This window comes from Pseudomonas sp. R43(2017), assembly GCF_002112345.1.
GTDB lineage: Bacteria > Pseudomonadota > Gammaproteobacteria > Pseudomonadales > Pseudomonadaceae > Aquipseudomonas > Aquipseudomonas kribbensis.
In genome coordinates this window covers 1-25845 of the sequence record NZ_NEHJ01000012.1, presented here as the reverse complement: position 1 = coordinate 25845, position 25845 = coordinate 1, and the positions used below count along the sequence as shown (strand labels likewise).

Here is a 25845-nt window from a genome sequence, read left to right as displayed (position 1 = left end):
TTTCAGTCGACGCGCCCAAGCGCCGATGTGCTGCGCTCAGGGTTTGGCAGTGCCGAGCAATTGCTGGCGCAGTTCGGGATTGCGCGTGCGCGGATCCAGCCAGATGTTGAAAAATGCCCGGGCGAACAGCGGGTCGTCGATCTCGTGCTGCAACTGCTGGCCGACAAAGAACCGCGCCCCCTGCCCCGGCAGATACACCCCGGTAATCCGCGTGCCGGCCTGCACATCGACAAACGATTGCTGCATCTGCGCTTGCCACACCGCCAATTGCGCCGGGCTGATGGAAGAACCGGCCAGGCGTTTGATCTCGTCGACACTGGCCTTCACCAGATCTTCGCGCGACACACTGCGCCGGTAGATCAATTCCAGGGCGAAAGGCTGACCGTCAGCCAACGGACGCGCGGCACTCCACAACCGGGCGTTATAAATATCGAAACCGAACACGCTGAAATCCCCGGTGCCGATGATCTGCGCCCCGGGCACCGCGTCCTGCCAACTGGCCCAGGTCGGCGTCAGCAACAGCGCCCACAAGCCGATTCCGCAGCATCCACGCAACACCTTCGGTGGTCTGCTCATCGCGACATCGACTCCGGTAAACCCTGATAGTCAGAGCATAGTCGGCGATCACGCCCGGCACTTTGTATACATTTATTGCATGCATTTGCGGCAATCCATTCACGACAGTGCTAACGTGGCCCTCATTGACCCGATGGAGACACTTGCGTGCTGATCCTCAAACTGCTGCTGATTCCCGGTTTTCTGCTGCTGATTTCTCTGGCCGGCAAGCGTTGGGGTCCCAGCGTCGCCGGGTGGCTGTCGGGGTTGCCGGTGGTGGTCGGGCCGATTCTGTTTTTCCTCGCCATCGAGCAAGGGCCGGCGTTTGCCGCGCAATCGGCGGTCGCGGCGCTGTCGGCCATGTTTGCGATGATCGCGTTTTGCGTCACCTATGCACAGGTGGCGCAGCGGGCGAACTGGCCGTTGGCGCTGGTTGTGTCTTTGTCGGTCTGGGCCGTGCTCGCGCTGATTCTATCGCTGATTCCGGCGTCGTTGCCCTTCTCCATCGCCGCCGCTGCGACCGCCCTGCTCGCCGCGCCGTACCTGTTCCCCAAGGTGCAACCGGTGGTCGGTGGCCCGGCGCCGAAGTCGGACAAACTGATCTGGCGGATGGTTGCCGGCGCGGCGTTGACGCTGGTGGTGACGATGCTGGCCAGCACCGTCGGCGAGCGCTGGAGCGGATTGCTCGCGGTGTTCCCGGTGCTCGGCAGCGTGATGGCGGTGTTCTCCCAGCAAACGCGGGGGCCGGCGTTTACCGCTGCGTTGTTGCGGGCGACAGCCACGGGGATGTATTCGTTTTCGGCGTTTTGTCTGGTCCTGGCGCTGACCGTTCCAAGTCTGGGGTTCGGCGGCTTCGTGGTGGCGGTGGCCGTTTCGGTGGCGATGCTCGGGGTTACCCGGCAATTGCTGGCCAAACCGGCGCCTGCGCCATCGACAAACTGAGCCTGCCCGGACAAACCGCTCTGGAGTGCCGGGTGTGCTCCGTGGGATGATCGCCGCCCAAGCGCGACCATCCCTCGGAGATTCGAATGTCATTGCTTAGCAAGAAAGCCGTCGTCCTGTTGCTGGCGGCGGTGGCCGGTTTCGGCGCCCTCGATGCTCAGGCAGCCAAGGCCAAAGAGAAGGCTGTCACCGAGAAAGTCTCGATGCTCGACGGCAAGCTCAGTTTTGTCCTGCCCAAAGGCTTTGTCGGTGACCCGCTGCCGGCCGGCCCGACCGGTGCCAAGGGCACGATGTTCACCAACGACGCCACCAAAACGGTGGTCATCACCGCCGAAAACCAGATTCCCGAAGGCAACAACGTCAAGGACAACGACAGTGCGTTTCTCGACGGCACCGTGTCCGATTTCATCGACGCCCAGCGCAAGGCACTACCGGACTTCAACAAGCTCAGCGAGAAAAGCCTGACCCAGAAAGGCAACGGCCTCGGCCTGCGTCAGGTGGACAGCACCGCCACCCAGGGCGGCGGCCAGACCCTCAACACCACGCTGATCGCAGGCTCCGGCACGCACATGGCACTGGTCCAGGTGATTTCCCGGGCCAGCGACAAGAGCGGTCACGATGCCCTGGTGAAAACCATCCTCAAGGAAAAGTGATGCTCAGGGATTGAGTCGCTGCAACCAATCGTTCAGATCCCGAAGCTCGGCCGCGCTGATGCTGTGGCCGACGCCGGGATAGGCATGAAATTGCGGTTTGTAATCCAGCGTCTCCAACAGATCTTTGGCGGCCGTGGCGCCACTGTAAGGCACGCGGTCATCCGCCGTGCCATGGCCGATGAAGATCGCCAACGGCGGATGCTGTTGCGCTGACTTCAGCTCACCCTTGAGCACCGGCAGCACTCGCCCGCTCAATGCGGCGATACCACCGACCGCCGCCGGCTGCCGCAAGCCAACCTCGTAGGTCATCATCGCGCCCTGACTGAAACCGATCAGGTACACCTTGTCCGGTTGCGCGTGATATTTCTGCGCCGCCGCAGCGATAAAGGCCCGCAGCTTCTGGCTGGCATCCTTCAGATCATCGGTTTCGCCGTTGTAGGCACCGTCACCCTTCTTGCGAAACCACTGGAAACGCCCTTCCCCCAACGCCATCGGTGCCTGCACCGACAGGTAGTTGTACTGCTTGGGCAGCTGAAATTTCATACCGATCAGATCGGCTTCGTTACTGCCGTAGCCGTGCAGGAACACCACCAGCGGACGCTGTTCGGCATCCGGGTGAACCTGGGCCAGGTAGTTCAGTGGCAGATCGGTTTGCAGCGAGGTTTGAGCATGGACGGCGCTGGACGCCAAGAGGGTCAACAGAGCAAACACCTTCAACATAAGCCTTCCTTCACACAGTGCAGGGTTCGGGGCAGAGCCTAACACTGTGATCCGGAAGATGGGGTCATCAGTCGTTGATCAACTTGCCCGCGCGAATCGGCTCGCGCCCCGCCACTTTCGCCTGCCAGATGCCCGGCTGGGTGTAGCGCCCACGGTCGATGGCAAACAACACGCCGCTGGTGCCGGCGCATACAGTGGTCACGCGATCCTTCAATGGATCGACCACTTCGAACAGCGCATCACCGCGCTCGACCCATTCACCGGCATTGCGCAGGAAACTCACCACGCCATGGTGTGGGGCGAACAGGTATTCGGTGCCTTCGAACGGCATGCCTTCGCAGCATTCCTCTGGCGCCTTCGGCCATTCGCCGCTGATGAAGCCCTGCTCGGCGAGGAACCCCAGAATCGCTTCGCAATTGGCCTGGGCCTGATCGACCCGGGTGTCGCCCATGCTGCCCAGCTCCAGGGTGGTGGCGAGGTTGGCCGGTGGAATCGCCGCACCCGGGAACATCCGCGCCAGACGCAACCATGGAGTGGAGCACGATTCATCGAACGAACTGCCGCCGGAGTCTTCGCACAACAGCGCCACGCCAGCCTTCAGGCGCGCGGCCAGGGGTTGCCACTGCGGCCAGTGTTGCGGCAATGCGTAGATGTGAATCGCCGCGTCGAAATCGCAATGCAGGTCCAGCGTGACGTTTGCTTCGCAGGCGTGGCGCAGCAACAGGCGATGCAGCGCTTCCAGTTGCGAAGCCGGGGCCGGCAGTTCGTCGAGTACCTGGCCCATGGTCTGGCGGATCAGCGCGACGTTAGCCCCGGCATCGTTACCCAACTGATCGCCGACGCGCGCGGCCACCGGGCCGCTGAGCTCGACGAAGGAGCGGTTGAAGTTCTTGCCGCTCGCCAGTTCGAAACGGCCCATGTGACTGCCTTGCAGGTGTTGATCGAGACCGATCGGATTGGCCACCGGCACCAGTTCGATCACGCCTTGTAACTGGCCGTTGCTTTCCAGCTCGGCCAGGCGTTTTTTCAGTTCCCACGCGGTGCGCATCCCCGGCAGCTCATCGGCGTGCAGGCTGGCCTGGATGTAGACCTTGCGCGGGCCGGCGCCGTAACGGAAGACGCTGAGGGAACGTTCGCTGCCCAGGTGGCTCCAGGGCAGAACATGATCGATGCGTTGCATGGGGAACTCCGGAAATTCTGTAGTCGCTGCCAGACAGCGACTGCATTGAAAATGTGCTGACAGGATAAATCACAGGCGAAAAAAAAGTGGCCACCGCGTCAACGGGGCCACTTTTTTCTACGGCGTATTAATGGCCGTACACGTCAAAGTCGAAGTACTTGTCCTGCACTTGCTTGTACTTGCCGTTGGCGCGGATTTCATTGATGGCGGTGTTGAATTTCTCTGCCAGCTCGGTATCGCCTTTACGCACGGCAATACCGGCACCACCGCCGAAGTATTTGGCGTCTTCGTAGGTCGGGCCGACGAATTCGAAGCCTTTGCCGGCGTCGGTTTTCAGGAAACCGTCGCTCAGGTTGACCGAGTCGGCCAGCATCGCGTCGATACGACCGGACACCATGTCCAGGTTGGCTTCCTGCTGCGAGCCGTAACGCACCAGTTCGATCCCGGCCGGTACCAGCACTTCGGTGGCGTAGCGGTCGTGGGTACTGGCGCGCAGCACGCCGACTTTCTTGCCTTTGAGTTCGACCAGCGGGTCTTTCACGCCGGAGCCTTCCTTCATCACGAAGCGCGCCGGGGTGTGGTAGTACTTGATGGTGAAATCAACGTTTTTCTTGCGGTCGTCAGTGATGGTCATCGAGGACAGGATCGCGTCGATCTTCTTCACTTTCAGCGCCGGGATCAGGCCGTCGAACTCTTGCTCGACCCAGGTGCATTTGACTTTCATCTGCTCACACAGCGCATCGCCGATGTCCACGTCGAAACCGGCCAGTTTGCCGTCAGGGGTTTTCATCGAGAATGGCGGGTAACCGGCTTCGATACCGATACGGATCGGCTTGGCGTCTTCGGCCACGGCGGTCAGGGACAACATCGACAGTGCCAGGGCACCGAACATAACCAGCTTTTTCATTTATTACTCCCGTGTGCGGAGGCTTTTATTGGCAGCTTTCGATTGTCAGGTTCGGCCTTGGGCTATGGAGCGCAAAGAAACCGAAGTGGCCGGCAGTCTATGGCGGCGCGCACGGGGCAAATTGTGTTTAAGCGACAAATACTTACAGAAAATCGGCGAGTGCCATCACGTAGGAAAAGTGTGCGCCAGAGCGGTGCAAGGGTTGTAGGACAAAGCCATTAAAAGTTGCCGCCGAGGGCGGCAACTCACTGATTATCAGCAATCGCAGGCAATCGGGTGGGTCGCGGCTCGCGGTGCTGCAATACTCAATTCGAAGCCCTCATCGAGCCAGCCGGTCACCCCGCCGATCATCTCCTTGACCGGATAACCCAGCGCCGCCAGTTTCACTGCGGCCTTGTTGGCGCCGTTGCAGTGGGGACCCGCGCAATACACCACGAAAAGTGTGTTTTTCGAGTAGTCCACCAGTCCTTCCGCCGTCAGCAAACGCCCGGGAATGTTAATTGCCCCCGGCACATGGCCGCGCTCGAAGGCCAGCGGCCCGCGCACGTCCACCAGAACGAAGTCGACCTCACCGGCCTCCTGGCTGTTGAAGACGTCGGAACAATCGGTTTCGAAGGTCAGACGGTTGCTGAAGTGCATCAGGGCAATCGCCGACGGAGCGGCAGGAATTTCGCGAACCAGGCTGGGCATGTTGTGTTGCTCCTACGTCTGTGAAGGGATGAACAGACTTTATCGAGTCACTGCTTGCCGCTACAGTGGCGCACAAGACACTCACCGGGAATTTTCCGCCAAATGCCTGATTCACCTGGATTGGTCGCGATCCTGGCCTATGACGGCCTCTGCACATTCGAGTTCGGCATCGCCGTGGAGATCTTCGGCCTCGCCCGGCCGGAGTTCGAATTCCCGTGGTACGAGCACTGCATCGCCGCTGTCGATCAAGGCCCGATGCGCGCAATGGGCGGGATTCAGGTGCTGGCCGATGGCGGTCTGGAGCTGCTGGCGCAGGCGCGCACCATCATCATTCCTGGCTGGCGCGACCGAAATGCGCCGGTGCCCGAGGCATTGCTCACGGCATTGCGTGATGCCCATTCGCGCGGCGCCCGGTTGCTGTCGATCTGCTCGGGCGTGTTTGTTTTAGCAGTCAGCGGGCTGCTCGACGGGCATGGCGCCACCACCCATTGGCGCTACACCTCGGAGTTGGCCGAGCGCTTCCCGGCCATTGATGTCGACCCGGATGTGCTTTACGTCGATTCCGGCCAGTTGATCACTTCGGCTGGCAGTGCGGCGGGGATCGACGCCTGCCTGCATCTGGTGGCACGGGACTTCGGCACCCAGGTGGCCAACTCGGTAGCGCGGCGGCTGGTGATGTCGCCGCAACGCACCGGCGGTCAGGCGCAATTCATTCCGACACCGGTCAGCCCGACCCCGCGCAGCGACTTGTCGCGCGTGATGCAGTGGGCCCGCGAGCGCCTGCACGAACCGCTGGAAGTGCGCGACCTGGCCAGCGAAGCGGCAATGAGCGAACGCACCTTCCTGCGCAAATTCACCGAAGCCAGCGGCCAGTCACCCAAGGCCTGGCTGCAACACGAGCGTCTGGCCCGGGCCCGGGAGTTGCTGGAAAGCACACCGCAGAACACCGAGCAGATTGCCCAGCGCTGCGGTTATCGTTCGGTGGAAAGCTTTCGCGTGGCGTTTCGCAGCGTGGTCGGGGTGCCGCCGTCGGTGTATCGCGAGCGCTTTGGGCGTGAGATCAGATCCACTTCATGAGTTGACCTCACAGCCCTCTTCGCGAGCAAGCTCGCTCCCACAGATAACCACCTACTTCTGTGGGAGCGAGCTTGCTCGCGAATGGGCCATTCCAGACAACATGTGACTCAAGGCTTGCGCAACAGATAGGTGTCCATGATCCAGCCATGCTCGGCCCGCGCCGCCTTGCGCACCCGCTCGATTTCATCGGCAACATCACTGAGCTTGCCGCTGATCAGGATCTCATCCGGCGTGCCAAGGTAGGCCCCCCAGTAAATCTCTGTCTCCTGATCCGCCACCCGATGGTAGGAATCTTCCGCGTCGAGCATCACCACCAGGCTGTCGGTATCACTCACCTGCCCCGCCGCCAGACGCCGGCCGGTGGTGATTTCAATCGAACGACCGATGGTGTTCAACGGCACCTTGTGCTGCGCCGCCAAGGCCTGAACGCTGGTGATGCCGGGGATTACGTCGAATTCGAACGCGCATTGTCCTGAGGCCAGGATTGCCTGAAGGATGCGAATCGTACTGTCGTACAGCGCCGGGTCGCCCCACACCAGAAAACCGCCGCACTGCCCGTCAGCCAATTCGTCATTGATCAAGCGTTCGAAGGTTTGCTGCTTGGCGCGGTTCAGATCATCGACGCTGGCGCTGTAGTCCACGTCGCCGCGCTCACGCTCAGGGCTGTGGGCTTCGGCGAAACGGTAGGTACGATCGGTGATGTAGCGTTCGCAGATTTCACGACGCAGGTCGATCAACTTGTCCTTGCTCTGGCCCTTGTCCATCAGGAAAAACACGTCCACCTGATTCAGCGCCTTCACCGCCTGCATCGTGATGTAGTCGGGGTTGCCGGCGCCAATGCCGATGACCAGCAAGCGTTTCATGAAAGGTCTCCTCCAGTGCCGATGCCGGACAAGCGTAGCCGCCAGCGCCCGAAGAAACTCAACTCGACCACCGCCAGCGGTTCGACATCAATGCTGTGGAAAGCCTGGCCCTGCAGGACCTGCATCAGCGCCGCCCGAATGATGAACGGATGCGTGACGGCCACGACATGACCCGGCGAGGTTTGCAGGGTTGCCAGCCATGCGGCCACCCGTTCACCGAGTTGTGCCACCGACTCTCCGCCATGAGGCGCGGCGGCGGGATCTTCGAGCCAGGCTTGCAGCGCTTCGGGCTCATTGCGCTGCAGGTCCTTGATCGACTGCCCGTGCCAACGCCCCCAATCGCAATCGCGCAGCGCTTCATCGACCGCTGCATCGTGACCGAACCCTTCGGCAGTCTGACGCGTACGCAATTCCGGGCCGCAGATCAAACGACGTGGCGTCTCGAACCGAGCGGCCAGCGAGTCAGACGCTACAGCGCTTTCTTCAACAGCTTCGTTCGTAGGAAAACGCGCCAATTTTTGTGAGACGGTTCTGGCATGGCAAATCAAGGTCAAACGGGTGGCTTGCACATTGAATCACTCGGTCAGAAGGTAAAAAAACACCCGGCGAAGTGCCGACAAGGCAGCAATTGTGCCGTAAACCGGAGGGTTCAGGGCAACACCATTCAATTGACCACCCTCAACGAAGCGGCAATGTCTGACACAACAATGGGCAATGGACTACAAGATCGATCGACAGACGTGTAGCCCTTGCTACACGGGCATCTCGCCCCATTTTGGGGCTTCACGGACGCTGCGGAAAATTCACTAGACATGTAACGTCAGTTACATAAATACTGTTTTAACGGATTGTGAAGCGAATTCAACACACCCATCCAGCAGGAGCCCGGATGCCCCCTCTCAGAGACCTGATTACTGATCCCGGCCTGGACCTTACGCCGTCAGAGCGCAAAGTCGTCCGGGCCTTGCTCGATCAGTACCCGCGCAACGGCCTCGGGCCCATGGCGCGGCTGGCCGAACACGCCGGCGTCAGCGATCCGACCATCGTGCGTCTGGTAAAAAAACTCGGTTTTGGCGGTTACGCCGAATTCCAGGACGCCCTGCTGAGCGACATGGACCATCGCCTGAGCTCGCCGCGCACGCTGTTGCAACCGCGTTCGAACCTGAATCAGGACGATGCCTGGAGCCATTATCTGGCCCACAGCCACAACCTGCTGGCGGAAACCCAGGCCCTGACCCAACCCGAAGACGTGCGGATTCTCGCGCAATGGCTGCTCGATACGCGCCATCAGGTCTACTGCTTCGGCGGGCGCTTCAGCAGCCTGATGGCCACCTACCTGCTCAATCACTTGCGTCTGCTGCGCCCCGGTTGCTTTGCGCTGGAGGACAACGCGCAACTGCCGGATCGCCTGTTCGACCTGCAACGCCAGGACGTGGTGCTGGTGTTCGACTATCGCCGCTACCAGACCCAGGCCCTGCGCGTGGCCACTGCGGCAAAGAACAACAATGCGCGCGTCGTGCTGTTCACCGACATCTACGCCTCGCCGCTGCGGGAACTGGCGGACATGATCATCAGCGCCCCGGTGGAGTCGGCCTCGCCGTTCGACACCATGGTCCCGGCACTGGCTCAGGTCGAAGCGCTGATTGCTTGCCTGACCCTGCGCAGCCCGGACCTGGCCGATCGCCTGGAAGGCATCGATGCCCTGCGCAACGACTTCGACACCCACTTGCTGGAGGATAAATAAGGATGTTCAGCCTTCCCCACCGCTCGCCGCGGGACCTGCCGTTTGTCACCGACCACACCGCGCTGTTGCTGGTGGACATGCAGCGTGCCTGGCTCGAACCGCAGTTCGACCCGCACCTCGAAGGCCCGGACGCCGCGTACTTCCTCAATCGCACGCGCTCGCAAGTGGTGCCCAATCAGGTCCGTCTGCTCAACGCCTTCCGCGACGCACGGCAGAACGTGCTGCACACCCTGATCGAAAGCCTGACCGCCGACGGCCGCGACCGCTCGCTGGATCACAAACTGTCGGACATGCACCTGCCCAAGGGCAGCCCGCAGGCACAGGTCATCGCCGAACTGACCCCGACCGAAAACGAAATCGTGCTGCCGAAGACCTCTTCCGGGGTCTTCAACTCGACCAACATCGACTACGTGCTCCGCAATCTGGAAACCCGACACCTGATCATCGCCGGCATCGTCACCGACCAGTGCGTGGACATGGCCGTGCGCGACGCCGCCGATCGGGGCTATCTGGTGACACTGGTGGCGGACGCCTGCGCGACCTACACCGAGGCACGCCACGACGCCTGCCTGAACGCAATCAAGGGCTATTGCTGGATCACCGACACCGACACCGTGCTCGGCCGGCTGCAGGAGATGCGGCCATGAGCGAACGCCTGTCGCCGTTGCCGATGACCACCATCGTCACCACCGACCTGATCGGCATCACCCGGGGCCGTTCGTTTCCCACCGATGAACTGGAACACTATCAGGCCGCCGGCTGCGGCTGGGTGCCGGCCAACAGCGCTTTGACGCCGCAGGACATCATCGCCTCGAGCAATCCGTGGGGCGCCTATGGCGATCTGCGGCTGATTCCCGATCTGGCCAGCCGAGTCACGGTCGGCAATGGCCCGGATGCCGCCGCCCCGGCGCTGGATTTCATTCACGGTGACATCCGCGAAACCGACGGCCGCCCCTGGGGAGCCTGCCCGCGCACGTTGCTGAGCGATGAAATCGAGCGTTATCGCGATCAGCTCGGCTTGCAGGTCAACGCCGCGTTCGAACACGAATTCAACCTGCACGCCGGGTTTGCCGAACACCTGGCCTTCTCCCTCGAGTCCCAGCGCCAGGGCGCGGAATTCGGTGGCTGGCTGCTCAGCGCGTTGCGCGCCGGCGGTGTCGAGCCGGAAATGTTCTTGCCCGAATACGGCAAGCATCAATACGAAATCACCTGCCGCCCGACCCTCGGCGTGGCGGCGGCAGATCGCGCGGTAAACGTGCGCGAGATCACCCGCGAAATCGCCCGGCAGATGGGCCTGGATCTGAGCTTTGCGCCGAAGACCGCTGCCGACGCAGTGTGCAACGGCGTGCACCTGCACGTCAGTCTGCTGGATCTGGCCGGCCAGCCGATGTTGTACGACGCCGGCACCAGCAATGGTCTGTCGACCCTCGGCCAGCACTGGGCGGCGGGCGTGCTGCATTACTTGCCGGCGCTGTGCGCGTTCACCGCGCCGACGCCGGTGTCGTACGAGCGTCTGCAGCCGCACCACTGGAGCGCGTCCTACGCCTGCCTCGGCCAGCAGAACCGCGAAGCGGCGCTGCGCATCTGCCCGACCGTGAGCCTGGGCAACAAACCCGTGGCCAAGCAATACAACCTGGAATTCCGCGCCATGGACGCCACTGCCTCGCCGCACCTGGCGATGGCTGCGCTGCTGATCGCCGGACGCCTGGGCATCGAACAGCGTCTGGCGCTGAACGCAATCACCGATGAAATCCCCGATGCACTCAACGACGAACAACGCGAGGCGCGGGGCATCGTTGCCCTGCCCGCCTCTTTGGCTCAGGCACTGGATTGCCTGCGTCGCAGCGAAGCGCTGATGGCAGCGCTGCCGGCACCGTTGCTCGACACGTATTTCGCCCTTAAAACCGAGGAACTGGCGCTGACGGAACAGCTCTCGCCCGCTGACCTGTGTGAGCACTATGCACGCCTGTACTGAATCCGCCGAGCTTGGGTTGTACACCCGACCGGTCTACAACCTGACCCGTGAAGATTCGACGCACCCGCTGATTCTGGTGTGCGAACACGCCTGCCGCTACATCCCCCAAGCCCTGAACAATCTGGGCCTGGATGACACGGCTGCGCGTGAACACATCGCCTGGGACATCGGTGCGCTGGAGCTGGCCGAACAACTGTCGGAAAAGATCGGCGCCACGCTGTTGAGCGCCAATTATTCGCGACTGCTGATCGACCTCAACCGGCCCCGCCATGCCCCGGACAGCATTCCGGCGCAGAGCGAGATCTATCAGGTGCCGGGCAATCGCGAGCTCGACGAAGCCACCCGCGAATACCGTCGCCAGTGCCTGTTCAAGCCGTTTCACACTCGGTTGCAACAACTGATCGACGAGCGTCTGGCCGAAGGCCGGCCGGTGCGGGTGGTGGGGATTCACAGTTTCACCCCGATCTATTACGGCCAGCCGCGTGAGCTGGAAGCCGGCGTGCTGTTCGGTCAGGCAAAGGCATACGCCCAGCGCCTGCTCGACGGGCTCGGTCAGCATCCGCTGAAAGTCGCCGGCAACCAGCCGTACAAAATCGACCCGCTGGGCGACATGACCGTGCCTGTGCACGGCGATGCCCGAGGCCTCGAATCGGTATTGATCGAGGTGCGCAATGACCTGCTGCGCAGCCCGGAAGCGGTTTCCCGCTGGGCAAATTATCTGGCTCCACTGCTTTGAAGATTGCTGTAAACGCTGCTGACGCTGTAAACGACGGACCGACATAACAACTAAAACGAACGATTGGCTGACAAGGAGTTGCGCTTCATGGAAATAGAAGAGTTCGGCTACAAACAGGAGTTGAAACGTAGCCTGACACTGACCGATCTGGTGGTGTACGGGATGATCTTCATGATCCCCATCGCCCCGTTCGGCGTGTATGGCTACGTCAACGCCGAGGCACCGGGGATGGTGCCTCTGGCATACATCATCGGCATGGTGGCAATGGTTTTCACCGCGCTGAGCTACGGCAGCATGGCCCGGGCCTTTCCGATTGCCGGATCGGTCTATTCCTACGCACAACGGGGCCTGAATCAACACGTCGGCTTCCTCGCCGGCTGGCTGATGCTGCTCGACTACCTGCTGATTCCGCCGCTGCTTTACGTTTATGCGGCGATGGCGCTCAACCATTTGTACCCGGACATCCCGAAAGTCGGATTCATTCTGGCATTCCTGGTCAGCGCGACCTTCGTCAACCTGCGCGGTATCACCTTCACCGCCCGCATGAACATCCTGTTCCTGCTGGCGCAACTCGTTGTGCTGGGGATCTTCCTGTTTTACGCCTGGAACGCCCTGCACAACGGTGGCGGCAACGGCCAGTTGACCCTGGCGCCGCTGTATCACCCGGAAACCTTCAATTTCGCCCTGCTGATGCAAGCGGTGTCGATTGCGGTGCTGTCGTTCCTCGGTTTCGATGCGATCTCCACCCTTGCCGAAGAGATCAAGGGCGACCCGGGCCGCAGCGTCGGCAAGGCAGCGTTGATCACCCTGGTGGTGATGGGCGCGATCTTCGTCGTACAGACCTGGATCGCCACCGATCTGGCCGCCGGCATGGGCTTCAAGTCCGCCGACACCGCGTTCTATGAAATCGCCGAAATCGCTGCCGGCAGCTGGCTCGCGACCCTGACCGGCGTGGCCACGGCCCTGGCCTGGGGCGTGGCGGTGGCGATCACTTCGCAAGCGGCGGTCTCGCGCCTGCTGTTCGGCATGGCCCGCGACGGCAAGCTGCCGAAAGTGCTGGCCAAGGTCCACCCGAAACACAACACGCCGTACCTGAGCATTTATCTGGTGGCCGTGCTGTCGCTGGTGATCTGCTACCTGTTCATCAACTCGGTGGACACCCTGACCTCGCTGGTCAACTTCGGCGCCCTGAGCGGCTTCATGCTGCTGCACCTGACCGTGATCAATTACTACTGGCGCCGGCAGAAGTCCGGCCAGGTGATCCGTCACCTGATCTGCCCGGTGATCGGCTTCGGCATCGTCGCGGCCATCATGTACAACATGGGCGTCGATGCACAGAAACTCGGCCTGATCTGGATCGCTCTGGGTCTGGTGTATCTGTTCTTCCTGAACAAGCTCGGCGCCAGTACCGCGCTGCCTGACCCGAGCAATGGCTGACAAGAAAAAGGGCGGTGTCTGACAACAAATCAGGCAACCGCCGCTTTAACGCGTGGAAACCGACAGTGATAGTCAGGTTCGGCGAATGGGCCGAACCTTTTGATACAGGAGTGCATCCATGCTGGTCTTACGTCCAGTCGAGCCAAACGACCTGCCTCAATTGCAACAACTGGCTCGCGACAGCCTGGTGGGCGTCACGTCCCTGCCGGATGACAGCCAGCACCTGGGCGAAAAAATCGCCGCATCCTGCGCCTCGTTCGACATGGATGCTGCGGCTCAGGGCCCGGAGAATTACTTTTTCGTGCTCGAAGACCTGGACAGCCGTCGCCTGGTCGGCTGCTCGGAAATTCTCGCCACTGCCGGATTCAACGAACCGTTCTACAGCCTGCGCAACCGCCACTTCACCAGCGCTTCGCGGGAACTGAACATTGAACACGGCGTGCCGGCGCTGTCGCTGTGCCACGACCTCAGCGGTCACACCCTGCTGCGGGGCTTTCACATCGACGCAGCACTAGTGCGCACGCCGTTTTCCGAGTTGCTGTCACGGGCGCGCCTGCTGTTCATCGCTGCCCACGCGCAACGATTTGCCGAAGCGGTCATCACCGAAATCGTTGGCTACAGCGACGCTCAGGGCCACTCGCCGTTCTGGGATGCGCTGGGCAAACATTTCTTCGACCTGCCCTACGTCGAGGCCGAGCGCCTGTGCGGTTTGCAGAGCCGTACGTTTCTCGCCGAACTGATGCCGCAATACCCGATCTACGTGCCGATGCTGCCGCTGGCGGCGCAGGAGTGCATCGGTCGTATTCACCCGGACGGCCAGGAAGCCTTCGACATCCTTGAGCGCGAGGGCTTTGAAACCAACAGCTACATCGACCTGTTCGATGCCGGCCCGACCTTGTACGCGCGCACCGCCAACATCCGTTCGATCGTGCAGAGCCAGATCGCAACGGTTCAAGAGGAACCTCTGATCGACGCCCGCGGTCGTTATCTCGTGAGCAACGATGCACTGCACGGCTTCAGGGCGGTGGTCGCCGAGCTGGATTACCAGCCTGGTCAACCCCTGGCACTTACGCCGGCGATATGCGCAGCGCTGAATGTCGGCGCTGGCGACACGATCCGGTTGATTGCCCTGTGAACCGCGCCCTCACCCAACGACAGTGCCCGAGCAGGCGCGCAAAAGGAGTTGCAGCATGATTGTCCGTCCGGTCCAAGTCAGCGACCTGCCAGCGTTGATGACGCTGGTGCAACAGGCCGGGCCGGGGTTCACCACCCTGCCCGCCAACGAAGATCGCCTGGCCCACCGGGTACGCTGGGCGCAACGGGCGTTCGCCGAGCAGGTCGAGCGGGCCGATGCCGATTATCTGTTCGTGCTTGAAGACGACGAACAGCGAGTGGTCGGCGTCAGCGCCCTGGCCGGCGCCGTCGGCCTGCGCGAGCCCTGGTACAACTACCGGGTCGGGCTGACCGTCAGTTCGGCACCGGACCTTGGCATCCAGCGGCAGATCCCGACCCTGTTCCTCAACAATGAACTGACCGGCCAATCGGAACTGTGCTCGCTGTTCCTGCGCCACGACCAGCGTCACGGCAGCAATGGACGTCTGCTGTCGCTGGGGCGTTTGCTGTTCGTTGCCGAATTCCCGCATCTGTTCGGCGAGAAGATGATCGCCGAACTGCGAGGGAGTGCCGACGAGCAAGGCTGTTCGCCGTTCTGGGACAGTCTGGGCCGGCACTTCTTCCAGATGGACTTCAGCCACGCCGACCACCTGTCCGGGCTGGGCAACAAGGCATTCATCGCCGAACTGATGCCACGCCAGCCGCTGTACACCTGCCTGCTCACCGAACAGGCCCAGGCCGTGATCGGCCAGGCCCACCCCAACACCGAACCGGCGCTGAAGATCCTTCAGTCCGAGGGTTTCGCCCACAAAGGCTACATCGACATCTTTGACGGTGGCCCGGTGATCGAGGCGCCGATCCGCAGCATCCGTACCGTGCGCGACAGCCTGGAACTGACGCTAAGCATCGGCACGCCGGACGAACAGGCGCCGCTGTGGCTGATCCATAACCGCCGTCTGGAAAACTGCCGCATCACCGTCGCTGCGGGCCGCCGGGTCGGCAGCAGTCTGGTGATCGACCGCCTCACCGCCAAACGCCTGCAATTGCAGCCGGGCAACTCGGTACGGGCAGTGCCGTTGCCCAATCAACAGCAGCAGGCAGTGGCGGCCTGAGCGCCTCTGCCTGCAGCAAGAAAGCCTGAACAGGTTTTTCCTGGTTAACTTCCTCGTTAATTCGTCATGATCCTTGACCCATTGGCGTGATAGCCTTTTCACCTTCGGCGTTGACACCTTTGCTCAAGCCTTTCCATTCCTTTGTATTGGTGGAACTCGTATGACCAGGCTTTCTCATCAAGATTTGCGCCGTAACTTCCGTCAGCTGCTGGCTTCCGACACCTGCTATCACACCGCCTCGGTGTTCGATCCGATGTCCGCCCGCATCGCCGCTGACCTGGGTTTTGAAGTAGGGATTCTCGGCGGCTCGGTCGCCTCGTTGCAGGTGCTGGGCGCCCCGGACTTTGCCCTGATCACCCTCAGCGAATTCGCCGAGCAGGCCACCCGTATCGGCCGCGTCGCCCAGTTGCCGGTGATCGCCGACGCCGACCACGGCTACGGCAACGCGCTCAACGTGATGCGCACCATCGTCGAACTGGAGCGTGCCGGCGTCGCCGCGCTGACCATCGAAGACACCCTGCTTCCAGCACAATTTGGCCGTAAATCCACCGACCTGATCACCGTCGCCGAAGGCGTCGGCAAGATCCGCGCGGCACTGGAAGCCCGGGTCGACTCGGAAATGGCGATCATCGCCCGGACCAACGCCGGTATCCTGCCGAACCAGGAAATCATCAGCCGCACCAAGCATTACCAGGCCGCCGGCGCTGACGGTATCTGCATGGTCGGCATCCAGGACTTCGATCAGCTCGAGCAGATCGCCGAACACCTGACCGTCCCGCTGATGCTGGTCACCTACGGCAATCCGGCGCTGCGCGACGACAAGCGCCTGGCCGAACTGGGTGTGCGCGTGACCATCGACGGCCACGGTGCTTACTTCGCGGCGATCAAGGCCACTTACGACAGCCTGCGCGAACAGCGGCAGATCTTCACCCAGGCCTCGGACCTGAGCGCCACTGAACTGACCCACACCTACACCCAGCCTGAGGAATACATCCTCTGGGCCAAGGAATACATGAGCGTGAAGGAATAACCGCTAACTGAGCCGAAGCAACCTGGCAACTTCTAATAGGGCCGGTAGACGCAATGTCACCGGCCGGATTTCAACAGAAACCAGATTAAAAATTCGCAACTTTCCGCCCGGCAATACACATCAACAAATAAACACAAACACCCAATAACAAATCCAGCATTGACCCCTGACATCAACACCCCATAATAAAAACCGTTAAGCAACGAACACGCCTAACAAATAATCACATATTCCGAACAATACATAAAAAACTTACAAACAAGGATCCACCATGAAAAAAATTACTGACAACTGGGAAACAACTCCTCTATTTCATGCCGAAACCAAAATAATCAACACGCCAACAAAGTCTAACAACGCCGCCAATTGTCCGGGATGGGATGGTTTACGCTTTAACATTGGCAACATTCACGAAATCAAGAAAATCCGCAACCTGCCCGCTCAATCTTAAACCACAGGTCTGTGGTGCAGGTGTCAGCGACCAAGAGGCACAGGCGCTGACGTCTGCATAGCGGTAAATAAAAACAGACTCTTCAGCCTGCTCCAACACTTGTGCCAGTTCATTTGGCGATATAAAAATAAAGAGACGCCCATGATAAAAAACCTGCTCAACCCAGACTTAACGTCCGACCAACTTATTACCCGCATCAAGACAATAAACATGGGCGCCGAAATAAACCAGCTCGCAGACCAGTTACTCGAATCGATAACTGGCACTCAAAACCTGTCCCGCCACGCTGCGATTATGAACGCAACAAACGCCCATACAAAAACATTGACGTTATATTGCAATGAAGTTGGAAATATCAGCCTCAAAGCGCCTGACAACGCGCCAGCGCCTGAACAACTCTATTCCGTTCCTGGCAACTCTGTTTTGTTCGCGATCAACGGGCAATCGTTTTCTGTTCAGCTTTACAGGCGCGACGATGAACATCTGACTCGCGCCGATCTGGTCATCGTGAATGCCGATCGTCCGTTGTTCATCGACGGCAGTATTACGCTCTATGACAGCAACCCGTATGGAAACGGACACTCTGCGTTTATTGGGAGTATCAATCTGCCAGAAAAAACTGCCGACATCAGTGTTTTCGACCCCGACTCATTGCGCAAAATCGCCTGGTTTCCCCATGACGACAGCGCCGCACGTTTTCTGGTGAGTCTTGAGCTGCTTGAAGCTGCACAGGATTCCGGTGCCTGCAAAGTGGCTGAAGAGCTGATCTATCACTACCACCCCGCTGTCGCTTGGAAGGCTTTTCAGATTATCGGCAGAGCGGATCCACAGAGCGCATTAAAACACTCTGCTCTATTGAGAAATCTGCAAAACAGTCGCCTGAACCACTTACTCGAACAGTACGAAGCCACATGAAACTGAACACTTTTGTTGAGCGCATGAATACCTACGACCTGCAGCTGGACAGGCCAAAAATCATGGAGGATCTGCGTCAACTCGCCACGAATCGTACTTTGTTGAGCGAGTACCTTTACACCTCGATTCAACAGGACGGTTTCAGCACCCAAAACAGACTTTATGGTGCTTATGCATTTGTCCTGCACTCCAACGACCTGTTTACCGTTCGACTCGGGTTCTGGTCGCCGGTCACATCAAATGATGAAAGGGAAACCTTCATCTACGACCTCAATCACAGTCATGACTTCGAACTCTATAGCGTGGGTTACAGTGGTGACGGTTACACCACCGTATCGCGAGAGATTCTGGACCAAGCCCCCTTGCAGGCTGGCAGAAGACCAGAGTTCGGGGAAGAACGAGTGCTTAAACTTATTCCGGGTAGGGTGCTGCACATGATTGCGCTAAGGGAAGTACACAAACAGCTCCCACCTGAAACGATGTCCGCCTCGCTGAGTTTGCTCATCCATCCCCGGCAGGAAACCAAAACCGAAGAAGCCTGGTGCTTCGACGACAACCTGGTGCCGACTTATCCCGGCATCGCCCGCCAAGAGACAGCGCTTTTTGACAGCATGCTGTCCCGGTTACAACGTGAGCAGACTTCACTGCCCACTCAATCAGAAAGGAAATCTGTAGACCAGGCAACTCGATAACTGAAGACCCCCGCTGCTGCACGCAGGCGTCAACGTGATCAGCACTCCGGTGAAGACCACCGCCGCTGCTCCATGCGCAAGTTTCATGCCTCGCTACAACGTGGGTAACATTCACGAAATCAAACAGTTCTGGAACATGCCGCAACAATCCTGATGGCCTGTCGCCTCGGCGCTTGATGGGCGGTAAACCTTGAGGTCTGCCGCCTTAAGCACGGAGACTAGTTGCCCGCCAACTCCATAATCATCCGCGACAACAGATAAATCCGCGGCGCCACGCTCTCCACCTCCGCGTACTCCTCCGGCGTATGAATGTTGCCGCCAACAATCCCGAATCCATCCAGCGTCGGTGTCCCCACTCCGGCCGACAAACTGGCATCCGCCGCCCCGCCACTGCCTTCTTCAGTCAACTTGCGGCCAATCTCGCCATAAATCCCCTGAGCCATCGCCATCAAACGATCCGACTCCGCCGTCTGCGGCATCGGCGGCAAGCCGCGTTGCAGCGAGGTCTTCACTTCCGTATCGGGGATCAACTTGTCCTGCGACACCCGCGCCAGATCCTTCTCGATCCGGTCGAACTCCTCCGGCACCGCCGCCCGCACGTCAGCCTTGGCCGTGGCCTGATCCGGGATCACGTTGGTGCGGTCGCCGGCCTTGAGCACGGTGAAGTTGATGGTGGTTTTCTTGGCTTCGTCGCCGAGCTTGCCCAGTTGCAGGATCTGATGCGCCGCCTCCATCGCCGCGTTGCGCCCCAGTTCCGGCGCAACGCCGGCGTGAGCAGCCTTGCCCTTGACCTCGACCAGCGCGGTGGCGCTGCCCTTGCGCCACACCACCAGGCCATCCGCCGGGCGACCCGGTTCTAGGTTAAGGGTCACGTCGTGAAGCTTGGCGGTTTTCTTGATCAGGTCGGTGGCAACCTCCGAGCCGGTTTCTTCGCTGGCGTCGAGCAGGAAGGTGATTTGCGCGTAGTCCTTGAAGTCGAGGTTCTTCAGAATTTTCAGCGCATAAATGCCGGCGACGATCCCGCCCTTGTCGTCCATCACCCCCGGCCCATAGGCGCGGCCGTCCTTGATGGTGAACGGTCGCTCGGCGGCGGAGCCTTCCTTGAACACCGTGTCCATGTGCGCCATCAGCAGGATTTTGGCCTTGCCGGTGCCTTTGAGCGTGGCGAGCACGTGGTTGGTTTTTTCCGGGGTGTTGGGCACCAGCTCGATGGTGGCGCCGAGTTTTTTCAGCTCGTCGATGGCGATTTCGCTGACTTGTTTGAGACCTTTTTCATCGCCGGAGCCGGAGTCGATATTGACCAGCCGCTCCAGCAGTTTCAGGGCTTCAGACTTGTATTGTTCGGCGTCGGCCAGCACCTGTTTGTGCGGTTCGGCGAAGGCGTCAGCGGCTGCGAAAGAGAGGGTCAGGCCGAGACCGGCAGCCAGCAGGGAACGAGGGAATTTGAACGTCATGAATCAATCCTTGTTTCGTGTCGGGTACTGAACCGTACCTGACATCGCCGCAAGGCTCTATCCCGGATGCGACACCCCATCCGTTCAAACCGAACCCAGCACCTCGCGCCGTGGCTTGTCGTCATTGCAACAGATCACCCGGTTGCGCCCGGTCGCCTTGGCTTCGTACAGCGCCTGGTCGGCGTCATTGAGCCAGCGTGTCGCATCGCCGTGAGCCGGATCGAGTGCGGCCAGTCCGATGCTCAGGCTGACTTTCAGCGCCGGATTCTGCTCGTAGACCAGAAAGGAAAAACGCTCGCGCAAGGCTTCCATCACCTGCGCCGCATTGAACAGCGGTAAGTCCGGCAGGATCACGCAAAACTCGTCGCCGCCGTAGCGCCCGGCCACGTCCGCCATACGCAGGTTCTGCTTGAGCATCTTGCTCAACTGGCGCAGGACGATATCGCCGGCCACATGGCCGTAGGTGTCGTTGATCGCCTTGAAGTGGTCGATGTCGATCAGCGCAATCGCCGCGCCTTTTTGCTGCCCTTTGCAGCGCAGAAACTCGATTTCCAGTTGATCCTTCCAGGCGCCGTGGTTGAGCAGACCGGTGAGGCTGTCGGTACGGCTCAGGGCCAGCAATTCACGTTTCTGCACACCCAGGGTGTAGGCCTGACGAAAGCAGATCCAGCCCAGCGCCAACGGGTACAGCATCAATAACGGCAGGCAGGCATACATCTGCGCCGGAGTGGTCGCCGGGATGAAGGCCGGGGCGAACACCACCAGCCCGACACCGACGCCAAGCAACTGCGCCGCCGACCCTGCCAGCAGAAAACGCAGACCGCCGATGGCAACGTTATTCATCGCCATCATCGAAATGGTCGTGGCACTGGGCAGCGGATTGAATTGCATGGCAGCGACCCAGAGGCCGCCAAGGAAGGCATCGATCAGCAAGTTGCGGTGTTCGGCGTGGTAAGGGACTTTCGAGCGTCGTGCCCACTGATACGCCAGGTGTGGCCAGACCAGACCGTTGAACAACATCAGCGCCCAGACCCAGGCCGGGGGATCGAGCGGAAACATCGCGACGCTCACGCACAAAAGCCCCAGGACCAGCCCGAGGGTTCGCGATGTGTAAAGCCTCCTGGCCAGTGAAAGTCCCTTTCCTCCCGTTCTTCCCATAAGGGCCTCGAGTACACCGCAAAAGGATGTGCTCGGAGTCTAACAGGGCAACGTTAAATAGCCATCACCGGCCAGCGGCCGGCAGTCTCCGACCCCGCGGCCCGCCATTTCCGGCACACGGCAGGCAAATGATTGGCTATACATGAAAGGTAGAAAATGGAAAAAGACTCTAAGAAGGAGGCCCATGCAGACCTATCAAGTGTTGATCATCGGCAGCGGGTTTGGCGGCCAGTGCGCGGCGGTCAATTTGCTCAAGGCCGGCATCGACGATTTTCGCTTGCTGGAGCGGCGGGACTTTTTCGGCGGCACCTGGTGCCAGAACACCTACCCCGGCGCGGCGGTGGACGTGCCGTCGCCCCTGTATTCGCTGTCGTTTGCGCCCTACCCGTGGACACAGATGTTCGCCGAGCAAGCCGAGCTGCATCGCTACACCGAACACGTCATCGAGCGTTTCGGCCTGCGCGAGCGGGTGGAGCTGCAAGCCAATGTCGAGCACATCGAGTGGGATGAAAACGAAAAACGCTGGGCCGTACACACCGGCGCCAAGGGCATCTATTACGCGCAGTTCGTGATCAATGCCACCGGGCCGCTGAGTCAACCGGTCGTCCCACACTTCCCCGGTCGGGATCGTTTTCAAGGAAAGACCTTTCATACAAACAATTGGGATCACAGCTACGACTATCGCGGTAAACGCGTGACGATCGTCGGCAGCGGTGCCAGTGCCGTGCAGGTGATTCCGACGATTGCACCGGATGTCGCGCACTTGCACGTCTTTCAGCGCACCCCCCATTGGGTGCTGCCGCGCCCCGACCGAAAATTCGGACGTTTCCAGCGCTGGCTGCTGGGGCTGAAACCGGCCTGGAAGCTGCTGCGCTGGCTGATCTACTGGCAGTTCGAAACCCGGATCATCGCCTTCAAATATTCGAAACCGGCGATTCACATGGTGCAGAACCAGGCGCTGAAATTTCTCAAACGCCAGGTGACTGACCCTGAACTGCAGCGAAAACTGACGCCGGACTTCACCATCGGCTGCAAAAGGGTATTGCTCTCCAACACCTATTACCCGGCGCTGACCCGGCCCAACGTCACCTTGCACAGCCGCGAACAAGGTATCGCCGCCCTCGATGAAACCGGCATCCTCACCACGGATGGCCAGCACATCGACGTCGATCTGATTGTCTGGTCGACCGGTTACGACGCCACCGATGGCGTGATTTCCTACCCGGTCAGCGGAAAAAACGGCGTAAAACTGCGCGATGTCTGGGCGCAATACCCACGCGCCTACCTCGGCACCAGCCTGCCGGACTTTCCCAACCTGTTTATCGTCACCGGGCCGAACACCGGTATCGGTCACACCTCGGCGCTGTTCATCATCGAATCGCAGATGAACTACATCCTCGACTGCATCCGTACCGTACAGGCCAAAGGTCTGCGCAGCATCGAAGTTCGCCCCGAAGCAGAACGTACCTACACTCAGATGATTCATCGGGAAATGGAACGCACGGTCTGGAAAACCGGCGGCTGCCACAGTTGGTATCAAAGCAGGAGCGGTCACGTGATCGCGATGTTTCCCGGCTTCAGTTTCAGCTATCACCGCTTGACCCGGGCGCTGAAACCGGCCGACCACATTCTGTCTTGAACAAGGAAGACCCACGATGCTTTTGCTGTTTGTCGCCCTCGCAGTTTTCGTGGCCTGGAGCTGGTTGAGCTACCCGGCGGTCGGTCACTGGCTCTACGACCTGAGCGCAGCATTGGAGGCGAAACTGTACCGGCTGCACAAGATTGAAGTGCCGATCGCCGAAATGACCGTGTCGACCTGGCAAGGCGGGCCTTACGAAGCGTCGAGCAGCATTCTGATGCTGCACGGCTACAGCGCCGAAAAGAACCTGTGGCTGCGCTTCGCCCGGCACTTTGTCGGGCAGTACCGGGTGATCATCCCGGACCTGGCCGGTCACGGCGAAACCGGCTTCAAGGCCGGCGGCGGCTACGACATTCCGGTTCAGGCCAAACGCATGATTCAGCTGCTCGACGTCTGCGGCGTCGAGAAAGTCCACGTGATCGGCAACTCCATGGGCGGTTACATCGCCGCGTGGCTGGCAGCGACCTACCCGGATCGCATCGCTTCGGTGGCACTGATCGACCCGGCCGGCGTCACCGCGCCCGAGGCCAGCGACATGGAGCGTCACCTCGCTCGTGGGCACAATCCGTTCCTGATCAATTCCCGGGAAGAATTCCGACACTTCTATGCGATGACCATGGCCTCGCCGCCGTGGGTACCCGGTCTGGTGCTTGACGCCATTGCCCAGCGCTACGAACAACAGCGGGACGAACTGGAAGAAATCTTCCGGGATTTTCGCGCAAGTCCGCCGATGGAACCGAAGTTGCCGGACATCAAATGCCCGGCGCTGTTGCTCTGGGGCCGCAAGGACCGGTTGATCGATGTCAGCAGTGTGCCGGTGTGGAGCAAGGGCATCGCCAATCTGCGGGTGGATGTGTGGGATGGCGTCGGGCACATGCCGATGGTCGAGCAGCCGTCAAACACGGCGCGTTTGTATCGGGAGTTCCTGGGGGAAAACTCACGCGCAGACAGGTAACCGGTCAGTCGTTGGCAGAATGAAGTTCGTAGGATTCTTCGTTTGCCCGCGTCGGCGAAGGCTGCGATCTTTTCCTCCATCCTTTACGTGACCGTGCCAGGAATTTTTTTCATGACCGTGCAGCCGTTCGTCAGCCCCGACCTGATCCGCCAACGCTTCTCCAAAGCGATGTCCGACATGTACCGCGAAGAAGTGCCGCTGTACGGCGCACTGATGGAACTGGTGGAGCAGACCAACCGCGAAGTGCTGGCCCGCGAGCCGCAGATCGCCAGTCAGTTGCACAGCACCGGCGAAATCGAACGGCTGGACATGGAGCGCCATGGCGCGATCCGCGTCGGCACCGCCGCCGAACTGGCCACCCTCGCCCGCCTGTTTGCGGTGATGGGCATGCAACCCGTGGGTTATTACGACCTGACGCCCGCCGGGGTGCCGGTGCATTCCACGGCGTTTCGAGCAGTGCATGAAGATGCGCTGCAGGTCAGCCCGTTCCGGGTGTTCACTTCGTTGTTGCGACTGGAATTGATTGAAGATCCCGAGTTGCGGGCCTTCGCCCAATCAGTGCTGGATCAGCGTTCGATCTTTACGTCAGAGGCATTGCGCCTGATTGAACAGGCCGAAGCCGTTGGTGGACTGACTGAGTCCGAAGCCGGGGAATTTGTCCTGCAAGCACTGGAGACTTTTCGCTGGCACCACAGCGCCACCGTCACCGCCGCGCAATACCAGACCCTTAGCGCCCAACATCGTCTGATCGCCGATGTCGTGGCCTTCAAGGGCCCGCACATCAACCACCTGACACCGCGTACTCTGGACATCGACATTGTTCAAGCGCAGATGCCACTGCATGGCATCACGCCCAAAGCGGTGATTGAAGGGCCACCGCGCCGGCAGCATCCGATCCTCCTGCGCCAGACCAGTTTCAAGGCACTGGACGAGCCGATCGCCTTCACCGACCAGACGCAAACTCGCGGCAGCCACAGCGCCCGGTTTGGCGAAATCGAGCAACGCGGTGCGGCGCTGACACCCAAGGGCCGGGCGTTGTACGACCGTCTGTTGAATGCCGCACGAGATGAGTTGGGTGACTTCCCCAACGAAGCCAATGCCTCACGCTACAACGCGCTGATGACCCACCACTTCAGCGAATTCCCTGACAGCCTCGATGGCATGCGCGAGCAGGAATTGGCCTACTTCCGTTATTTCCCGACAGATAAAGGGCTGGCGGCGGGTCGTCCCGCCGAGGTTTCGCTGCAAGCTTTATTGCGCGACGGCTATGTGAAAGCCGAACCGCTGGTGTACGAAGATTTTCTGCCGGTGAGTGCGGCGGGGATTTTTCAGTCAAACCTGGGGGACGCCGCGCAGACGCACTATGGCGAGCACTCCAACCGGCAGTCATTCGAACTGTCCCTGGGACGTTCGACCATCGATGAACTGGGCTTGTATGCAGAGACTCAGCGGCGTTCGATCGAGGAATGTTTGAAGGCGCTTGCCCGATAACGCGACGAAGCGGCGCTTGGCCATACTGCGCAAGAAGTTGCGCAGTTCCCCGTAATAAAAATCCCATCAGAATCGCTGCAGCCCTTGCCCATCAAGGGCTGCAGCCAAGTGCGCAAGAAGTTGCGCAGTACTGCGCAACTTCTTGCGCACTTTTTGCCTGAAATCCAGGTTTTTTCGCCCAGGAAACAGTTCCCTCTGTGCCATATCCTTGATCTACAAGGCTTCTGAAAAACTGGCACGCTCTTTGATAACAGTCAGGCACCCACCGGGCGATTTCGCCTCCCGGGCACCCTAACTTTATCCGCAAGGAGCACCTCCCATGGCAACACCAGCGTACATGTCGGTTACCGGCGAAA

The 25845-nt window shown here is 60.3% G+C and carries 26 protein-coding genes; 17 read left to right on the top strand and 9 right to left on the bottom strand.

What is annotated here, in order from left to right; translation table 11 throughout:
- Nucleotides 1-36: 36 nt before the first annotated feature.
- Entirely contained in the window at nt 37-576 is a 540-nt protein-coding gene (locus CAG02_RS28360; protein ID WP_085708703.1) for a chalcone isomerase family protein, read from the bottom strand.
- Between the two features lie 147 nt (nt 577-723).
- Between CAG02_RS28360 and CAG02_RS28355 the strand changes: the two genes are divergently transcribed.
- Together CAG02_RS28355 and CAG02_RS28350 are read left to right on the top strand one after the other, a co-directional pair.
- Entirely contained in the window at nt 724-1497 is a 774-nt protein-coding gene (locus CAG02_RS28355; protein ID WP_085708704.1) for a hypothetical protein, read from the top strand.
- 86 nt (nt 1498-1583) lie between these two features.
- Nucleotides 1584-2150: a hypothetical protein gene (locus CAG02_RS28350; RefSeq protein ID WP_085708705.1), complete on the top strand. Its 567-nt coding sequence runs from the start codon at nt 1584-1586 to the stop codon at nt 2148-2150.
- Nucleotides 2151-2153: 3 nt separating this feature from the next.
- Here the strand turns inward: CAG02_RS28350 and CAG02_RS28345 are convergent, their stop codons facing one another.
- From CAG02_RS28345 to CAG02_RS28330, 4 genes are all read right to left on the bottom strand, one after another.
- Nucleotides 2154-2870 (bottom strand): alpha/beta hydrolase, encoded by a 717-nt coding sequence (locus CAG02_RS28345; RefSeq protein WP_085708706.1) that lies wholly within the window; start codon nt 2868-2870, stop codon nt 2154-2156.
- Nucleotides 2871-2937: 67 nt separating this feature from the next.
- Nucleotides 2938-4050: a succinylglutamate desuccinylase/aspartoacylase family protein gene (locus tag CAG02_RS28340; RefSeq protein ID WP_085708707.1), complete on the bottom strand. Its 1113-nt coding sequence runs from the start codon at nt 4048-4050 to the stop codon at nt 2938-2940.
- Nucleotides 4051-4177: 127 nt separating this feature from the next.
- Nucleotides 4178-4957: an ABC transporter substrate-binding protein gene (locus CAG02_RS28335; RefSeq protein ID WP_085686295.1), complete on the bottom strand. Its 780-nt coding sequence runs from the start codon at nt 4955-4957 to the stop codon at nt 4178-4180.
- A gap of 255 nt (nt 4958-5212) precedes the next feature.
- Nucleotides 5213-5647, bottom strand: coding sequence for a rhodanese-like domain-containing protein (locus CAG02_RS28330; protein ID WP_085708708.1), 435 nt, complete (start codon nt 5645-5647; stop codon nt 5213-5215).
- 102 nt (nt 5648-5749) lie between these two features.
- Between CAG02_RS28330 and ftrA the strand changes: the two genes are divergently transcribed.
- A complete protein-coding gene (ftrA, locus tag CAG02_RS28325; RefSeq protein ID WP_085708709.1) occupies nt 5750-6724 on the top strand; it encodes a transcriptional regulator FtrA in 975 nt (324 codons plus the stop codon).
- Between the two features lie 107 nt (nt 6725-6831).
- Here the strand turns inward: ftrA and cobF are convergent, their stop codons facing one another.
- Both cobF and CAG02_RS28315 read right to left on the bottom strand, forming a co-directional pair.
- Nucleotides 6832-7587, bottom strand: a complete 756-nt coding sequence (gene cobF, locus CAG02_RS28320) for a precorrin-6A synthase (deacetylating) (protein ID WP_085708710.1) — start codon at nt 7585-7587, stop codon at nt 6832-6834.
- Nucleotides 7584-8156, bottom strand: coding sequence for a histidine phosphatase family protein (locus CAG02_RS28315; protein WP_085708711.1), 573 nt, complete (start codon nt 8154-8156; stop codon nt 7584-7586). The genes cobF and CAG02_RS28315 overlap by 4 nt, the downstream gene beginning before the upstream one ends.
- Before the next feature lie 320 nt (nt 8157-8476).
- On the opposite strand from CAG02_RS28315, the gene CAG02_RS28310 reads away from it, so the two are divergent.
- The 11 genes from CAG02_RS28310 (at nt 8477) to CAG02_RS28260 (ending at nt 18792) form a co-directional block, all read left to right on the top strand.
- Entirely contained in the window at nt 8477-9331 is an 855-nt protein-coding gene (locus tag CAG02_RS28310; RefSeq protein ID WP_085708712.1) for a MurR/RpiR family transcriptional regulator, read from the top strand.
- Nucleotides 9332-9333: 2 nt separating this feature from the next.
- Nucleotides 9334-9978 (top strand): isochorismatase family cysteine hydrolase, encoded by a 645-nt coding sequence (locus CAG02_RS28305; protein WP_085708713.1) that lies wholly within the window; start codon nt 9334-9336, stop codon nt 9976-9978.
- Nucleotides 9975-11306 carry a glutamine synthetase gene (locus tag CAG02_RS28300; protein WP_085708714.1) on the top strand — a complete coding sequence of 444 codons (1332 nt, stop codon included), beginning with the start codon at nt 9975-9977 and terminating at the stop codon, nt 11304-11306. Before CAG02_RS28305 ends, CAG02_RS28300 begins: the two co-directional genes overlap by 4 nt.
- Nucleotides 11290-12042, top strand: a complete 753-nt coding sequence (locus CAG02_RS28295) for an N-formylglutamate amidohydrolase (RefSeq protein ID WP_085708715.1) — start codon at nt 11290-11292, stop codon at nt 12040-12042. Before CAG02_RS28300 ends, CAG02_RS28295 begins: the two co-directional genes overlap by 17 nt.
- Before the next feature lie 87 nt (nt 12043-12129).
- On the top strand, nt 12130-13479 hold the full coding sequence (locus CAG02_RS28290) for an APC family permease (RefSeq protein WP_085708716.1): 1350 nt from the start codon (nt 12130-12132) through the stop codon (nt 13477-13479).
- A gap of 118 nt (nt 13480-13597) precedes the next feature.
- Complete coding sequence (locus tag CAG02_RS28285) at nt 13598-14614, top strand: arginine N-succinyltransferase (RefSeq protein WP_085708717.1); 1017 nt, start codon at nt 13598-13600, stop codon at nt 14612-14614.
- Nucleotides 14615-14669: 55 nt separating this feature from the next.
- On the top strand, nt 14670-15704 hold the full coding sequence (gene astA / locus CAG02_RS28280) for an arginine N-succinyltransferase (RefSeq protein ID WP_085708718.1): 1035 nt from the start codon (nt 14670-14672) through the stop codon (nt 15702-15704).
- A gap of 160 nt (nt 15705-15864) precedes the next feature.
- The gene (locus tag CAG02_RS28275) at nt 15865-16734 is read left to right on the top strand and encodes an oxaloacetate decarboxylase (RefSeq protein WP_085708719.1); all 870 of its coding nucleotides are present in this window, start codon (nt 15865-15867) and stop codon (nt 16732-16734) included.
- Nucleotides 16735-17005: 271 nt separating this feature from the next.
- Entirely contained in the window at nt 17006-17185 is a 180-nt protein-coding gene (locus tag CAG02_RS28270) for a hypothetical protein (protein WP_085708720.1), read from the top strand.
- 141 nt (nt 17186-17326) lie between these two features.
- Entirely contained in the window at nt 17327-18100 is a 774-nt protein-coding gene (locus CAG02_RS28265; RefSeq protein ID WP_085708721.1) for a hypothetical protein, read from the top strand.
- Nucleotides 18097-18792 (top strand): transposase, encoded by a 696-nt coding sequence (locus CAG02_RS28260; protein WP_085708722.1) that lies wholly within the window; start codon nt 18097-18099, stop codon nt 18790-18792. Before CAG02_RS28265 ends, CAG02_RS28260 begins: the two co-directional genes overlap by 4 nt.
- Nucleotides 18793-19010: 218 nt before the next feature.
- Here CAG02_RS28260 and CAG02_RS28255 read toward each other — a convergent pair whose 3' ends face one another.
- Nucleotides 19011-20246 carry a M20/M25/M40 family metallo-hydrolase gene (locus CAG02_RS28255; RefSeq protein WP_085708723.1) on the bottom strand — a complete coding sequence of 412 codons (1236 nt, stop codon included), beginning with the start codon at nt 20244-20246 and terminating at the stop codon, nt 19011-19013.
- Nucleotides 20247-20330: 84 nt separating this feature from the next.
- On the bottom strand, nt 20331-21404 hold the full coding sequence (locus CAG02_RS28250; RefSeq protein ID WP_085708724.1) for a diguanylate cyclase: 1074 nt from the start codon (nt 21402-21404) through the stop codon (nt 20331-20333).
- Nucleotides 21405-21588: 184 nt separating this feature from the next.
- Here CAG02_RS28250 and CAG02_RS28245 point away from each other — a divergent pair, with 184 nt between their 5' ends.
- The 3 genes from CAG02_RS28245 (at nt 21589) to CAG02_RS28235 (ending at nt 25489) form a co-directional block, all read left to right on the top strand.
- Nucleotides 21589-23043, top strand: coding sequence for an NAD(P)/FAD-dependent oxidoreductase (locus tag CAG02_RS28245; protein ID WP_085708725.1), 1455 nt, complete (start codon nt 21589-21591; stop codon nt 23041-23043).
- A gap of 16 nt (nt 23044-23059) precedes the next feature.
- A complete protein-coding gene (locus CAG02_RS28240; RefSeq protein ID WP_085708726.1) occupies nt 23060-23998 on the top strand; it encodes an alpha/beta fold hydrolase in 939 nt (312 codons plus the stop codon).
- Between the two features lie 111 nt (nt 23999-24109).
- Nucleotides 24110-25489, top strand: a complete 1380-nt coding sequence (locus CAG02_RS28235; RefSeq protein WP_085708727.1) for a VOC family protein — start codon at nt 24110-24112, stop codon at nt 25487-25489.
- Nucleotides 25490-25845: the final 356 nt, after the last annotated feature.

Coding starts and splice junctions, on each gene's coding strand:
- CAG02_RS28360 (WP_085708703.1), bottom strand. CDS start 576: ATGAGCAGACCACCGAAGGTGTTGCGTGGATGCTGCGGAATCGGCTTG.
- CAG02_RS28350 (WP_085708705.1), top strand. CDS start 1,584: ATGTCATTGCTTAGCAAGAAAGCCGTCGTCCTGTTGCTGGCGGCGGTG.
- CAG02_RS28345 (WP_085708706.1), bottom strand. CDS start 2,870: ATGTTGAAGGTGTTTGCTCTGTTGACCCTCTTGGCGTCCAGCGCCGTC.
- CAG02_RS28340 (WP_085708707.1), bottom strand. CDS start 4,050: ATGCAACGCATCGATCATGTTCTGCCCTGGAGCCACCTGGGCAGCGAA.
- CAG02_RS28335 (WP_085686295.1), bottom strand. CDS start 4,957: ATGAAAAAGCTGGTTATGTTCGGTGCCCTGGCACTGTCGATGTTGTCC.
- CAG02_RS28330 (WP_085708708.1), bottom strand. CDS start 5,647: ATGCCCAGCCTGGTTCGCGAAATTCCTGCCGCTCCGTCGGCGATTGCC.
- ftrA (WP_085708709.1), top strand. CDS start 5,750: ATGCCTGATTCACCTGGATTGGTCGCGATCCTGGCCTATGACGGCCTC.
- cobF (WP_085708710.1), bottom strand. CDS start 7,587: ATGAAACGCTTGCTGGTCATCGGCATTGGCGCCGGCAACCCCGACTAC.
- CAG02_RS28310 (WP_085708712.1), top strand. CDS start 8,477: ATGCCCCCTCTCAGAGACCTGATTACTGATCCCGGCCTGGACCTTACG.
- CAG02_RS28305 (WP_085708713.1), top strand. CDS start 9,334: ATGTTCAGCCTTCCCCACCGCTCGCCGCGGGACCTGCCGTTTGTCACC.
- CAG02_RS28300 (WP_085708714.1), top strand. CDS start 9,975: ATGAGCGAACGCCTGTCGCCGTTGCCGATGACCACCATCGTCACCACC.
- CAG02_RS28295 (WP_085708715.1), top strand. CDS start 11,290: ATGCACGCCTGTACTGAATCCGCCGAGCTTGGGTTGTACACCCGACCG.
- CAG02_RS28290 (WP_085708716.1), top strand. CDS start 12,130: ATGGAAATAGAAGAGTTCGGCTACAAACAGGAGTTGAAACGTAGCCTG.
- CAG02_RS28285 (WP_085708717.1), top strand. CDS start 13,598: ATGCTGGTCTTACGTCCAGTCGAGCCAAACGACCTGCCTCAATTGCAA.
- astA (WP_085708718.1), top strand. CDS start 14,670: ATGATTGTCCGTCCGGTCCAAGTCAGCGACCTGCCAGCGTTGATGACG.
- CAG02_RS28275 (WP_085708719.1), top strand. CDS start 15,865: ATGACCAGGCTTTCTCATCAAGATTTGCGCCGTAACTTCCGTCAGCTG.
- CAG02_RS28270 (WP_085708720.1), top strand. CDS start 17,006: ATGAAAAAAATTACTGACAACTGGGAAACAACTCCTCTATTTCATGCC.
- CAG02_RS28265 (WP_085708721.1), top strand. CDS start 17,327: ATGATAAAAAACCTGCTCAACCCAGACTTAACGTCCGACCAACTTATT.
- CAG02_RS28260 (WP_085708722.1), top strand. CDS start 18,097: ATGAAACTGAACACTTTTGTTGAGCGCATGAATACCTACGACCTGCAG.
- CAG02_RS28255 (WP_085708723.1), bottom strand. CDS start 20,246: ATGACGTTCAAATTCCCTCGTTCCCTGCTGGCTGCCGGTCTCGGCCTG.
- CAG02_RS28250 (WP_085708724.1), bottom strand. CDS start 21,404: ATGGGAAGAACGGGAGGAAAGGGACTTTCACTGGCCAGGAGGCTTTAC.
- CAG02_RS28245 (WP_085708725.1), top strand. CDS start 21,589: ATGCAGACCTATCAAGTGTTGATCATCGGCAGCGGGTTTGGCGGCCAG.
- CAG02_RS28240 (WP_085708726.1), top strand. CDS start 23,060: ATGCTTTTGCTGTTTGTCGCCCTCGCAGTTTTCGTGGCCTGGAGCTGG.
- CAG02_RS28235 (WP_085708727.1), top strand. CDS start 24,110: ATGACCGTGCAGCCGTTCGTCAGCCCCGACCTGATCCGCCAACGCTTC.